Raw genomic sequence first — 14290 nt, 5'->3', positions numbered from 1 at the left:
CATATGTGAAGGTCTGGGGGGTATTCTATGCATAAAAAAGATATTATCCGGCTGCTGGAAACCATTGCAGTCTACATGGAACTGAAAGGGGACAACCCGTTTAAAGTTTCGGCATTCCGAAAAGCAGCGGCAGCCCTAGAACAGGACGACCGCAGTTTATCAGAAATGGACGACATGATGTCGCTGTCCGGTATCGGGAAAGGCACGTACAGCGTCATAAAAGAATATATAGATGAAGGAAAGTCAAGTACGCTCGAATCTCTGCAGCAGGAGGTGCCGGAAGGACTGGTGCCTTTATTGAAGCTGCCGGGGCTCGGCGGCAAAAAAATCGCAAAGCTGTATAAAGAGCTCGGCGTACATGATGCAGAATCATTGAAGGAAGCCTGCGAGCAGCAGAAAGTCCAAGGGCTGGCGGGATTCGGCAAGAAATCAGAAGAAAAAATATTGCAGGCGCTCGGGGAAGCCGGAAAACAGCCTGAACGTTTTCCGATTGGCTATGCGCTCCGGGTCGCGCGGGAAATTGAAGAGCATCTTTCTCGATTAACAGACATCATCAAATATTCCCGTGCCGGAAGTCTCCGAAGAGCACGCGAAACCGTCAAAGATCTGGATTATATTATTGCGACGGATCATCCCGCTGAAGTAAGAGAGCAGCTGCTTGCGCTGCCAAACATCAAAAGCGTCATTGCCAGCGGAGACACGAAGGTATCCGTCATTCTTTCCTTTGAATATGAAACCAGTGTCGATTTCCGTCTCGTAACGGAAGAACAATTCCCGACAACTCTTCATCATTTTACGGGATCGAAGGACCATAATATCAAAATGCGGCAAATAGCAAAAGAACGCGGCGAACGGATCAGTGAGTACGGTGTCGAGACGGTTGAAACAGGAGAAATCAAAACCTTCCCGAGCGAACGGGAATTTTACGCACACTTCGGCTTGCCCCTGATTCCGCCGGAACTCCGTGAAAGCGGACAAGAGGTGGAAACCTACAATGACAGCATTGAACTCATAGAGCACGAGCAAATCAAAGGCGATCTCCACATGCACTCCACATGGAGCGATGGTGCCTTTTCGATCAGGGAAATGGCTGAAGCATGCATAAAAAAAGGCTATCAGTACATGGCCATCACTGATCACTCCCAATATTTAAAGGTCGCCAACGGGCTGACTGCTGAAAGGCTCAAGCAGCAGGCGAAAGAAATTGACGCGCTGAATGCTGAATTTGAGAACTTCCGTATTTTTAAAGGCGTTGAGATGGATATTCTTCCTGACGGCACACTTGATTATGATGACGATGTGCTGGCGGAAATGGATCTTGTCATTGCATCAATCCATTCAAGCTTTAATCAGCCGGAGCACGTCATTATGAAGCGGCTTGAGACGGCACTGACCAACAAGCATGTCGATATAATCGCACATCCGACCGGGCGCCTCATCGGCAGACGTGCCGGTTACGAAATCGATATCGACAAACTGATTGAGCTCGCGAAGAAAACAAATACGGCGCTTGAACTCAACTCTAACCCTGCGCGTCTTGACCTGCGGACAGAGCATTTAATCAAAGCAAATGAACAAGGTGTTACATTGGTCATTAATACCGATGCCCATAACATCGAGATGTTAAACGATATGAAAACCGGCGTCACTGCCGCGCGCAAAGGCTGGACGGAAACGAAAAACGTCCTGAATGCCCGGTCGCTTGAAGACGTACAGGCATTCCTGAAGCGCAACGATTAAGTAAGGAGGCTCACACAACCGTGCAGCAAAAAGTATTATCATCTCTTGAATTCCATAAAGTGAAAGAACAGGTAATCGAGCACGCCGCTTCTTCGCTCGGAAAAGAAATGCTTCTCCAGCTAAAGCCTTCTGCTTCGATTGACGAAATCAAAAAACAGCTGGATGAGGTAGATGAAGCCTCTGCGATCATCCGGCTGCGAGGCCAGGCGCCGTTTGGCGGCCTTACCGATATCAGAGGGGCATTAAGACGGGCAGAAATCGGCAGCGTTCTCAGTCCCTCGGAATTCACTGAAATATCAGGGCTGCTTTACGCAGTCAAACAAATGAAACATTTTCTCGGACAAATGGCTGAAGACGGAGTCAACATTCCGCTGATGCAGCAATATACTGAACAGCTCATTACACTGCCCGATTTAGAACGGGAAATCAATTCCTGCATAGATGATCACGGCGAAGTGCTTGACCACGCGTCAGAAACGTTAAGAGGTATCCGCACGCAGCTCAGAACGCTCGAATCGAGAATCAGAGACCGTTTAGAATCCATTCTGCGTTCCTCTTCCGCTTCGAAAATGCTGTCTGATACGATTGTTACCATCCGAAATGACCGTTTTGTTATCCCGGTCAAACAAGAGTACAGATCGAGCTACGGAGGTATTGTGCATGACACCTCTTCTTCTGGCGCAACCCTGTTCATTGAACCGCAGGCGATTGTAGATATGAACAACTCGCTTCAACAGGCGAAAGTGAAAGAAAAACAAGAAATTGAACGGATTTTACGCGTGCTGACAGAGCATACGGCAGAGCACACAGAGGAGCTTTTTCAAGATTTGCAAGTCCTGCAGACGCTTGACTTCATTTTTGCAAAAGCGAAATACGCAAAAGCGGTCAAAGCAACAAAACCGACCATGAATGACAGCGGCTTTGTCCGTCTGAAAAAAGCGCGCCATCCGTTGCTTCCGCCTGATCAAGTGGTCGCCAATGATATCGAGCTGGGCGGCGATTTTTCATCGATCGTGATAACAGGGCCGAATACCGGGGGGAAGACAGTTACCTTAAAAACACTGGGGCTGTTGACCTTAATGGCGCAATCGGGCCTTCATATTCCGGCAGATGAAGGATCGGAAGCCGCTGTATTTGAGCATGTGTTTGCTGATATCGGCGATGAACAGTCAATCGAGCAAAGCTTAAGTACATTTTCTTCCCATATGGTGAACATTGTCGGCATTTTAAAGCAAGTCAACGAAAACAGCCTTGTGCTCTTTGACGAACTGGGCGCGGGTACAGATCCGCAAGAAGGCGCGGCACTCGCCATGAGCATCTTGGATGAAGTCCACCGCACCAATGCCAGAGTATTAGCGACGACGCATTATCCGGAGCTAAAGGCGTATGGCTATAACAGAGAAGGCGTCATGAACGCCAGTGTCGAATTTGACATTGAGACCCTTTCACCAACTTATAAGCTCTTAATCGGTGTACCGGGACGAAGCAACGCCTTTGAAATTTCTAAACGGCTCGGGCTTCCGGACCATATTATCGGACAGGCGAAATCAGAAATGACGGCCGAGCATAATGAGGTCGATACGATGATTGCGTCCCTTGAACAAAGCAAAAAACGGGCGGAAGAAGAGCTTTCTGAAACAGAGTCGATCAGAAAAGAGGCCGAAAAGCTGCATAAAGAGCTGCAGCAGCAAATCATCGAACTCAACAGCAAAAAAGACAAATTGATGGAAGAGGCCGAACTTCACGCGGCTGAAAAAGTTAAAGCGGCCACAAAAGAAGCTGAAGACATCATTCACGAATTACGCTCGATTAAAGAAGAACACAAATCCTTCAAGGATCACGAACTAATCAACGCGAAGAAACGATTAGAAGACGCTATGCCGACCTTTGAAAAGTCCAAAAAACCGGAAAAACCGAAAACGCAGAAACGCGTCTTGAAGCCTGGGGATGAAGTAAAAGTCCTTACGTTCGGGCAGAAAGGTACATTGCTTGAAAAAACCGGCGGCAATGAATGGAATGTTCAAATCGGCATTTTGAAAATGAAAGTGAAAGAAAAAGACCTGGAATTTATCAAATCGGCTCCGGAACCAAAAAAAGAAAAACACATTACAGCGGTTAAGGGCAAAGATTACCACGTATCGCTTGAACTTGATCTTCGCGGCGAGCGCTATGAAAATGCACTCAGTCGTGTTGAAAAATACTTGGATGACGCTGTGTTAGCGGGATATCCAAGAGTGTCCATTATCCATGGCAAAGGTACCGGTGCTTTAAGAAAAGGCGTGCAGGATCTCCTGAAAAATCATCGCAGCGTTAAAAGCTCCCGTTTCGGTGAAGCTGGTGAGGGAGGATCAGGCGTTACAATTGTTGAACTAAAATAAAAGGGAGTATGGCCATGAGTGATTTTTGGGAAAACGAGCTTGTGGAAATCGCGGCGTATTACAGTGTCGCGGTTCTCTGCCTCGTCCTCTTTTTGACTGTGTTTGAGCTGGTGACAGCTTATAAAAACTGGGAAGAGATTCAAAATGGTAATCTCGCTGTGGCAATGGCAACCGGCGGGAAAATTTTAGGGATAGCAAATGTGTTCCAGCACTCTATCTCTCAGCACAATTCTCTGCTGCAAATGATCGGCTGGGGTGTATACGGGTTTGTTATGCTTTTGATCAGCTACTTCATTTTTGAGTTTTTGACACCGCGGTTTAAAATTGATCAAGAAATTGAAAACGATAACCGGGCTGTCGGCTTTATCTCATTTGTCATTTCTGTCGGGCTTTCATTTGTTGTGGCAGCCGGAATATAAGGGGACGGAGAATAGATGGAAAAGCTTGCAAAAATACTGCTCGCCGCGGCGGGAATCTTTTTGTTGATTGGTCTTATATATCTGTTCATATTTTGAGAAAAAGAAAGATTTTCCTTTCTTTTTCTTTTTTTTGCCGTCCATCTGCTATAATAATAGGGTGAACTCTAAAACCGAAAGGGGAGGTTTTATGCAGTCTCAAAAGCCGTGGCTAGCCGAGTATCCCGAAGATATCCCGCATGAGCTTCCGTTGCCGACCCAAACCCTGCAATCCATCCTGACAGACTCCGCCGCACGATTTCCTGACAAAACAGCCGTATCTTTTTTCGGAAAAAAACTCACCTTTCATGACATTTTGACGGATGCTCTTAAACTTGCAGCTTTTCTGCAGCAAAATGGCCTGCAAAAAGGAGACAGAGTGGCTGTCATGCTGCCCAACTGTCCGCAATCCATCATTTCCTATTATGGGGTGCTGTTTGCCGGCGGTATCGTAGTGCAGACAAACCCGCTCTACACCGAGCATGAGCTCGAATATCAGCTGAGAGACGCAGAGGCCAGCGTGATCATCACCTTAGATTTGCTCTTCCCGAAGGCAATAAAAATGAAAACGTTATCAATTGTAGATCAGATTTTGGTGACGAGTATAAAAGACTATTTGCCGTTTCCAAAAAATATTCTCTATCCGCTTACGCAAAAACAAAAAGTGCACATTGACTTTGATGAAAACGACAATATTCATACCTTTGCTTCGAGCATGAAGCGGGAAAAAACAGAGCTGATCACAATTCCGGACATTGATCCCGAGCATGATATCGCTGTTCTGCAATACACCGGAGGAACGACGGGAGCGCCAAAAGGAGTCATGCTTACGCACAGAAATATTTTAGCCAATACCGAAATGTGTGCGGCATGGATGTACAACGTAAAGGAAGGCGATGAAAAAGTGCTTGGCATAGTCCCATTTTTTCATGTCTATGGGCTGACAGCAGTGATGAATTATTCGATTAAACAAGGATTTGAAATGATCCTGCTTCCCAAGTTTGATCCGCTGCACACGCTCAAAATTATCGATAAACAAAAACCGACACTGTTCCCAGGCGCGCCGACGATTTATATTGGCCTCTTGCATCATCCTCAATTACAGCAATACGATCTGTCATCTATTAAAAGCTGCCTCAGCGGATCAGCCGCTCTCCCTGTTGAGGTGAAGCAGCAATTTGAAAAGGTGACTGGCGGAAATCTTGTGGAGGGATATGGTTTATCCGAGGCTTCTCCGGTGACACACGCTAATTTTATCTGGGGGAAAAACAAACCCGGCAGTATCGGCTGTCCCTGGCCGAATACAGACGCTGCCATTTACTCTGAGGAGACTGGCCATTTTGCCGCTCCGTATGAGCATGGTGAGATCATCGTAAAAGGCCCGCAGGTCATGAAGGGATACTGGAACAAGCCGGAGGAAACGGCTGCAGTCTTAAGGGACGGATGGCTCTTCACTGGGGACATGGGCTATATGGATGAAGATGGATTTTTCTATATAGCCGACCGGAAGAAGGACATTATTATCGCAGGCGGCTACAATATTTACCCGCGTGAAGTTGAAGAAGCGCTGTACGAACATGAAGCGATTCAGGAAATTGTCGTTGCAGGCGTGCCTGATTCGTACAGAGGGGAAACGGTAAAAGCGTTTGTCGTGTTAAAGAAAGGCGCACAAGCCGATGCAGCAGAGCTGGACGCTTTCGCCAGAGCCCGTCTTGCACCCTATAAAGTGCCGAAAGCCTATGAATTCAGAAAAGAGCTCCCGAAAACAGCGGTTGGGAAAATTTTAAGAAGGCGTTTACTTGAAGAAGAAACCGAAAATCATCATATCAAGTAATAAATAGAGCCATGAAAAAGAGAACATTAATGAATAAACTTGACAAAGCGGAAAATCCTTCTTATCATAAAAATATGAATGAATAGTCATTCATTTATATAGGAAGGAACGATGAAAATTGAAGCAAAAACGGCCAAAGTATATGCAGATTATTGATGCAGCAGTTGAAGTCATTGCGGAAAACGGCTACCACCAGTCACAGGTATCTAAAATCGCCAAACAAGCCGGAGTAGCGGACGGCACCATCTATCTTTATTTTAAAAATAAAGAAGACATTTTAATTTCTCTGTTTAAAGAAAAAATGGGCCAATTCATTGAGCGGATGGAAGAGGACATAAAAGAAAAGGCAACAGCAAAAGAGAAATTGGCGCTCGTGATTTCAAAACACTTCTCACTTTTGGCGGGCGACCATAACCTCGCTATTGTCACTCAGCTTGAGCTCCGCCAATCCAATTTGGAGCTCCGGCAGAAAATTAATGAAATATTAAAAGGCTACTTAAATATTTTAGACAGCATTCTGACGGAAGGAATAAAATCAGGCGAGTTAAAAGAAGGCCTTGATATCCGTCTCGCCCGGCAGATGATTTTTGGAACGATTGACGAAACCGTGACGACCTGGGTGATGAATGATCAAAAGTATGATCTGGCTGCTTTGTCAGACAGTGTTTTAGAATTACTGGTATCCGGAATTCACAATAAGTAAAGGAGTTCTGTCCTATGAATGCAATATCACTCGCAGTTGATCAATTTGTTGCAGTTATGACCATTCACAATCCGCCGGCAAACGCGCTTTCCAGCCGTATATTAGAAGAACTGTCCTCCTGTCTAGATCAGTGTGAAACAGATGCCGGCGTGCGATGCATTGTTATTCACGGCGAGGGAAGGTTTTTCTCCGCCGGCGCTGATATCAAAGAATTTACATCACTGAGAAACAGTGAGGATTCCTCACTGCTGGCTGAACGAGGCCAGCAGCTGATGGAGAGAATTGAGAGCTTTCCAAAACCAATTATCGCGGCGATTCACGGAGCTGCCCTCGGCGGCGGGCTGGAACTTGCAATGTCCTGCCATATCAGAATCGCGGCAGAAGATGCCAAGCTGGGGCTGCCGGAGCTTAACCTCGGCATTATTCCCGGTTTTGCCGGAACACAGCGGCTCCCGCGATACATTGGTACAGCAAAAGCATTGGAACTCATTGGATCAGGAGAACCGATATCGGGAAAAGAAGCGCTTGACCTCGGACTTGTGACAATTGGAGCAAAAGATGAAGCAGAAGTGCTTGAAAAAGCGAAAACGCTTGCCGCCAAATTTGCAGAAAAAAGCCCGCAAACGATGGCGTCTCTGCTTGAGCTTCTCTATACAAACAAGGTGTATTCCTATGAAGGCAGCTTAAAGCTTGAAGCAAAGCGGTTTGGAGAAGCGTTTGAGTCGGAGGACGCCAAGGAAGGCATTCAGGCATTTCTCGAAAAAAGAAAGCCTCAGTTCAAAGGCGAATAAAAGGGGATATGATCATGAATCTATTTGTACTGATGAAACGGACGTTTGACACAGAAGAAAAAATCGTCATTGACGCGGGAAAGATTCAGGATGACGGGGCTGAATGGATTATTAATCCGTACGATGAGTACGCGATTGAAGAAGCTATTCAGCTGAAGGAAAAACACGGCGGCACCATCACTGTTGTTACTGTCGGCGGCGAAGAAGCGGAAAAGGAGCTGCGTACAGCGCTTGCCATGGGATGTGACCAAGCCGTTTTAATCAACATAGAAGATGATCTCGAAGAACCCGACCAGTATTCCATCTCTCAAGTTTTATACCACTATATGAAGGATCAGGAGTTTGACCTCATTCTCGGCGGAAATGTCGCGATCGATGGAGGCTCAGGACAAGTGGCGCCACGTCTGGCTGAGCTTCTAGACATTCCGTGCATCACGACGATTACTAAACTCGATATCAATGGAAGTGACGTAGAAGCAGAAAGGGACGTTGAAGGGGATGTTGAAAAAATCAAAACGACTCTCCCTTTGCTTGTCACAGCTCAGCAAGGCTTAAATGAACCTCGCTACCCATCGCTTCCGGGAATTATGAAAGCCAAGAAAAAACCGCTTGAAGAGCTTGAGCTGGATGATCTGGACTTGGATGAAGAAGATGCTGAACCAAAAATGAAAACAATTGAACGTTTTCTGCCGCCGAAAAAAGAAGCCGGGAAGCTTCTGCAGGGTGAGCCTGCCGAACAGGCAAAAGAGCTCGTATCATTGCTCCGCAGCGAGGCGAAAGTCATTTAGCGCTTGCACATTCAAAGAAACAGGGGGATGTTAGAATGGGAAAAAAAGTGATCGTACTCGGAGAAATGCGTGACGGAGAACTGCGAAATGTCACCTTTGAAGCAATCTCCGCTGGAAGAACCATTTCAGATGATGGAGAAGTAATCGGTGTTCTTATAGGAGAAGACGTATCACAGCATGCAGAGGAGCTTATCCACTACGGTGCAGACAAAGTTCTCACAGCTGAGGACCCAAAGCTTAAGGCATATACGGCAGACGGATACAGCCAAGTGATGCGAACCATTATTGAAAAGGAAACACCTGATGCGGTCGTATGCGGACACACTGCAATGGGGAAGGATCTGTCGCCGAAGCTTGCAGCCCGGCTCCAAACAGGATTGATTTCTGACGCTACAGATGTAAGCGTTACCGGAGAAAACGTCGTTTTTACAAGACCGGTTTACTCAGGGAAGGCATTTGAACGCGTCATTTCAACGGATCCGATGACGCTTGTGACGATTCGCCCCAACAACATTCAAGCGTTAGAAAAAGACACCAGACGGGTAGGCAGCATGGAAAGCATCGAAGTTTCCCTTACAGATCTCCGTACCGTCATACAAGAGATCGTCAAAAAAACAGCGGACGGCGTTGATCTCTCTGAAGCGAAAATCATTGTGGCGGGCGGCCGCGGAGTAAAAAGCAAGGAAGGCTTTCAGCCGTTGCAGGAGCTTGCCGAGGTGCTGGGCGCAGCAGTCGGCGCTTCACGCGGGGCGTGTGACGCTGATTATTGTGACTATGCTCTCCAAATCGGACAGACCGGAAAAGTTGTCACTCCCGATTTGTATATCGCCTGCGGAATTTCAGGCGCTATCCAGCATTTGGCGGGTATGTCCAACAGCAAGGTGATTGTCGCCATCAATAAAGATCCAGAAGCCGATATTTTTAAAATAGCTGATTACGGTATCGTAGGCGATTTATTTGAAGTCGTCCCATTACTGACGGAAGAATTCAAACAGCTGAATATTCACTCATAAAGGGAAGCCCCGGACTGCAGAAGTTCGGGGCTTTTGAATACATACGTACAAATCGTTATTAATAAAAAAAGTCATTGACATGTACGGACATATATAATAAGGTTACTTTAAAAGCGCTTACATTCATGCTGACTCCTCAGTCCAAACACAAATCCTATATTTGACTGTGGTGCTTTTCATATTTGTATGAAAGGAATGATCAAGCATGTCTGAACATACAGCAGTGATTCAAACGGATATTGTAAAAGGAACGATCAACAAAAATATATACGGTCATTTTGCTGAGCATTTAGGAAGAGGGATTTATGAAGGGATTTGGGTCGGAACGGAATCAAGCATTCCTCATATAAACGGTATAAGAAAAGATGTGTTAGAAGCGCTGAAACAGCTGCGTATTCCTGTCCTCCGATGGCCGGGCGGCTGCTTTGCGGATGAATATCATTGGGCCAACGGTGTGGGTGACCGGAAGACGATGCTCAACACTCACTGGGGCGGCACAGTTGAATCAAATGAATTCGGGACACATGAATTTATGATGCTGTGCGAGCTGCTTGAATGCGAACCTTACATTTGCGGCAATGTAGGGAGCGGAACAGTTCAGGAAATGGCGGAATGGATCGAATATATGACCTTTAAAGAAGGCACGCCAATGTCAGATTGGAGAAAACAAAACGGAAAAGAAGAGCCTTGGAAGTTGAAATATTTTGGAGTGGGCAATGAAAATTGGGGCTGCGGCGGCAACATGCACCCAGAGTACTATGCCGATCTATACCGCCGTTTTCAAACGTATGTCCGCAATTACAGCGGCAATGAAATTTATAAAATTGCCGGCGGTGCAAACGTTGATGATTTTAATTGGACGGACGTGCTCATGAAAAAAGCCGCTGGCCTGATGGACGGGCTAAGTCTTCACTACTACACGATTCCGGGAGATTTCTGGAAGGGCAAAGGATCGGCCACAGAATTTACAGAGGACGAATGGTTCATCACAATGAAAAAGGCCAAATACATTGATGAATTGATTCAAAAACACGGCACAATTATGGACCGGTACGATCCGGAGCAGCGGGTCGGACTGATTATTGACGAATGGGGCACATGGTTTGATCCTGAGCCAGGCACGAACCCAGGCTTTTTATATCAGCAGAACACCATTCGTGACGCGCTTGTCGCAGCTTCTCACTTTCACATTTTCCATCAGCATTGCCGCCGGGTGCAAATGACCAACATCGCGCAGACGGTAAATGTTCTTCAAGCTATGATTCTGACTGAGGGGGAACGAATGCTATTAACGCCGACATACCATGTGTTTGATATGTTTAAGGTACATCAGGATGCCTCTCTTTTAGATACTGAAACAACGTCCGCTGACTATGAATGGAAGGGAGAAACGCTGCCTCAAATCAGTGTGTCGGCATCAAGAAATGCGGAAGGCGATATAAACGTCAGCATCTGTAACATTGATCATCAAAATAAAGCAGAGGTGGAGATTGAGCTGAGAGGTCTTCACAAGACTGTGGATCATTCGGGCGTTATCCTGACTGCGGAGAAGATGAACGCCCATAACACGTTTGATGACCCGGAGCACGTAAAACCTGAATCGTTCAGCCGTTATTCTGTAAATAAAAACAAATTGAAAGCAAAGCTGCCGCCAATGGCAGTTGTCTTACTCACATTACGGACTGATTCTTAACCAAAAAAAGGAGCGCCGATCCATTAGAGGACAGCGCTCTTTTTTGTTTTGAAACAGCTCCGAAAGGGCATGGTAAAGTATATGACGGTTATAGAAGGGATGTTGTCCTATGCTTCGTACAATTTTAATGATCATCGGCGCAATTGTGGTGATCGGAGCGATTATCAGATTCGTGTTTTAATTTCGAAATGCCCCATTCTATGAGTAAACCGATTGTGATCAGGAAAAAATAATTTATAAGCATTTAAATAGCGTGAACGAATGGGAGATGCTATACTAAAAATCATCATTTCACAATTGGAGGAATTCAATAATGGCTATCGTAAAAGCAACTGATCAATCTTTCTCAGCTGAAACAAGCGAAGGCGTCGTACTGGCTGATTTCTGGGCCCCTTGGTGCGGACCTTGTAAAATGATTGCACCTGTTCTTGAAGAATTGGATCAAGAAATGGGCGACAAACTAAAAATCGTGAAAATCGATGTAGATGAGAACCAAGAAACAGCCGGCAAATACGGCGTTATGAGCATCCCGACACTTCTTGTCTTAAAAGACGGAGAAGTTGTTGAAACATCTGTCGGCTTCAAACCGAAAGAAGCGCTTCAAGAGCTTGTAAACAAACATCTTTAATTTTCGGCTGCTTACATGCCAGAGCGATTCCAATTGAGGGATCGCTTTTTTTATTCGCCAATCGTGAATCATGGAGAAAAACACCTGTTCGTGTTAAACTGGAAGCAAAGGACTAAATATAAGGAAGGGTAACATATGAACAAACAACTGAAAGAAAAACTCGCCCTCCTTCCCGATCAGCCAGGGTGTTACTTAATGAAGGACCGTCAGCAGACAGTGATCTACGTAGGAAAAGCAAAAGTGCTGAAAAACAGAGTGCGCTCCTACTTTACCGGCTCTCATGACGCAAAAACACAGAGGCTTGTGGCGGAAATTGAGGATTTTGAATATATCGTGACGTCCTCCAATCTTGAAGCGCTTATTTTAGAAATGAACTTGATTAAAAAGCATGATCCGAAATATAACGTCATGCTGAAAGACGATAAAACCTATCCTTTTATAAAACTCACCCATGAACGCCACCCAAGGCTGATTGTCACCCGCAACGTCAAAAAAGACAAAGGGCGCTATTTCGGACCGTATCCGAATGTGCAGGCCGCAAGGGAGACAAAAAAGCTGCTCGACCGTCTCTACCCTCTCAGAAAATGCTCCAAGCTCCCGGACAGAGTGTGCCTTTATTATCACCTCGGACAATGTCTCGCTCCGTGTGTAAAGGACATTTCAGAAGAGACAAACAGAGAACTGGTAGAGAGCATAACCCGTTTCTTAAGGGGCGGCTATAACGACGTCAAAAAAGAGCTAGAAGAGAAAATGCTTGAGGCGGCTGAGAACCTTGAGTTTGAACGGGCAAAGGAACTTCGTGACCAAATCGCTCATATCGATTCAACGATGGAAAAACAAAAAATGACCATGAACGACTTAGTCGACCGTGACGTATTCGCTTACGCTTATGATAAAGGCTGGATGTGCGTACAGGTCTTTTTCGTACGGCAAGGAAAGCTTATTGAACGTGACGTCAGCATGTTTCCGCTTTATCAGGAAGCAGATGAAGAGTTCCTTACCTTCATCGGGCAGTTCTATTCAAAAAACAACCATTTTCTGCCAAAGGAAATTTTAGTGCCGGACAGCGTTGATCAATCGATGATTGAGCAGCTGTTGGAAACAAACGTCCATCAGCCGAAAAAAGGGGCGAAGAAAGAATTGCTTATGCTGGCACATAAAAACGCAAAAATCGCGCTTAAAGAAAAATTCTCTTTAATCGAACGTGACGAGGAGCGTTCATTCGGTGCTGTGCAGAAACTCGGAGACGCCTTAAATATTTATACCCCGCACAGAATCGAAGCGTTCGATAACTCGAATATACAAGGGACTAACCCGGTTTCGGCGATGATTGTGTTCATCGATGGCAAACCATACAAAAAGGAATACCGCAAGTACAAAATCAAAACTGTCACAGGGCCAGATGATTACGGCTCAATGAGAGAGGTTGTCAGACGAAGATATACGAGAGTGCTTCGTGAAAACCTGCCGCTGCCTGATCTGATCATTATAGACGGAGGGAAAGGCCAGATCAACGCAGCCCGTGACGTCGTAGAAAACGAACTCGGCCTGGACATCCCGATTGCCGGCTTGGCAAAGGATGATAAACACAGAACCTCCAATTTATTAATCGGTGATCCGCTTGAGGCGGTTTACCTTGAACGAAACAGCCAGGAATTTTACCTGCTTCAGCGCATTCAGGATGAGGTGCACCGGTTTGCGATCAGCTTCCACAGACAGATCCGCGGGAAAAGCGCATTTCAATCTGTTTTGGACGACATACCGGGTATCGGAGAAAAAAGAAAGAAAATGCTGTTAAAGCATTTCGGTTCCGTCAAAAAAATGAAGGAAGCAAGCCTTGAGGACATCAAAAAAGCAGGGGTTCCCGAAGCGCCGGCACAGCTGCTTTATGACAAATTGCAAAAATAATGTTGTCCTTTTGAAAAAGTTCTGATAAAATGTGAACTAATTTCATAATTAGATCGTGTAATATGGTGAAGATAGAGGTGCGAACTTCAAGAGTAAGCCTTTGGAGAAAGATGGATTCTGAGAAAAAGGCTGAAAGGGGAGCGTCGCCGAAGCAAATAAAACCCCATCGGTATTATTTGCTGGCCGTGCATTGAATAAATGTAAGGCTGTCAAGAAATCATTTTCTTGGAGGGCTATCTCGTTGTTCATAATCATCTTGATGATTAATTGATAAGCAATGAGAGCAATTCCTCTCATTGCTTTTTTTATTGTGGACAAAGCGCTCTTTCTCCTCACCCGCACGAACCAAAATGTAAAGG

General features: G+C 45.7%; 11 protein-coding genes and 1 riboswitch. All 11 genes read left to right on the top strand.

Annotated elements, in window-relative coordinates; genetic code table 11:
- Positions 1 to 27: 27 nt before the first annotated feature.
- The 11 genes from polX to uvrC all read left to right on the top strand — a co-directional run bounded on the left by polX (position 28) and on the right by uvrC (position 13931).
- A complete protein-coding gene (gene polX, locus HC660_RS14365) occupies positions 28 to 1740 on the top strand; it encodes a DNA polymerase/3'-5' exonuclease PolX (protein WP_168748479.1) in 1713 nt (570 codons plus the stop codon).
- 20 nt (positions 1741 to 1760) lie between these two features.
- On the top strand, positions 1761 to 4118 hold the full coding sequence (locus HC660_RS14360) for an endonuclease MutS2 (RefSeq protein ID WP_168748478.1): 2358 nt from the start codon (positions 1761 to 1763) through the stop codon (positions 4116 to 4118).
- Between the two features lie 14 nt (positions 4119 to 4132).
- The gene (locus HC660_RS14355) at positions 4133 to 4537 is read left to right on the top strand and encodes a DUF350 domain-containing protein (RefSeq protein WP_010335217.1); all 405 of its coding nucleotides are present in this window, start codon (positions 4133 to 4135) and stop codon (positions 4535 to 4537) included.
- A 187-nt stretch (positions 4538 to 4724) separates the two neighbouring features.
- Complete coding sequence (locus HC660_RS14350; protein WP_010335216.1) at positions 4725 to 6407, top strand: long-chain-fatty-acid--CoA ligase LcfA; 1683 nt, start codon at positions 4725 to 4727, stop codon at positions 6405 to 6407.
- A gap of 118 nt (positions 6408 to 6525) precedes the next feature.
- On the top strand, positions 6526 to 7110 hold the full coding sequence (gene fadR / locus HC660_RS14345) for a fatty acid metabolism transcriptional regulator FadR (protein WP_168748477.1): 585 nt from the start codon (positions 6526 to 6528) through the stop codon (positions 7108 to 7110).
- Between the two features lie 14 nt (positions 7111 to 7124).
- Positions 7125 to 7901: an enoyl-CoA hydratase gene (locus HC660_RS14340; protein WP_010335214.1), complete on the top strand. Its 777-nt coding sequence runs from the start codon at positions 7125 to 7127 to the stop codon at positions 7899 to 7901.
- Between the two features lie 14 nt (positions 7902 to 7915).
- Positions 7916 to 8689, top strand: coding sequence for an electron transfer flavoprotein subunit beta (etfB, locus tag HC660_RS14335; protein WP_168748476.1), 774 nt, complete (start codon positions 7916 to 7918; stop codon positions 8687 to 8689).
- Between the two features lie 35 nt (positions 8690 to 8724).
- Positions 8725 to 9702 (top strand): electron transfer flavoprotein subunit alpha/FixB family protein, encoded by a 978-nt coding sequence (locus tag HC660_RS14330; RefSeq protein WP_168748475.1) that lies wholly within the window; start codon positions 8725 to 8727, stop codon positions 9700 to 9702.
- A gap of 205 nt (positions 9703 to 9907) precedes the next feature.
- Positions 9908 to 11395, top strand: a complete 1488-nt coding sequence (locus tag HC660_RS14325; RefSeq protein WP_168748474.1) for an alpha-N-arabinofuranosidase — start codon at positions 9908 to 9910, stop codon at positions 11393 to 11395.
- Between the two features lie 313 nt (positions 11396 to 11708).
- On the top strand, positions 11709 to 12023 hold the full coding sequence (trxA, locus tag HC660_RS14320; RefSeq protein ID WP_003222500.1) for a thioredoxin: 315 nt from the start codon (positions 11709 to 11711) through the stop codon (positions 12021 to 12023).
- A gap of 135 nt (positions 12024 to 12158) precedes the next feature.
- Entirely contained in the window at positions 12159 to 13931 is a 1773-nt protein-coding gene (uvrC, locus tag HC660_RS14315; protein WP_168748473.1) for an excinuclease ABC subunit UvrC, read from the top strand.
- Between the two features lie 64 nt (positions 13932 to 13995).
- Positions 13996 to 14175, top strand: a riboswitch (Lysine riboswitch).
- Positions 14176 to 14290: the final 115 nt, after the last annotated feature.

Source organism: Bacillus mojavensis (assembly GCF_012648005.1).
Taxonomy (GTDB): Bacteria; Bacillota; Bacilli; order Bacillales; family Bacillaceae; genus Bacillus; species Bacillus mojavensis.
The sequence above is the reverse complement of the archived record's forward strand: the minus strand, read 5'-3'. Positions and strand labels throughout refer to the sequence as shown.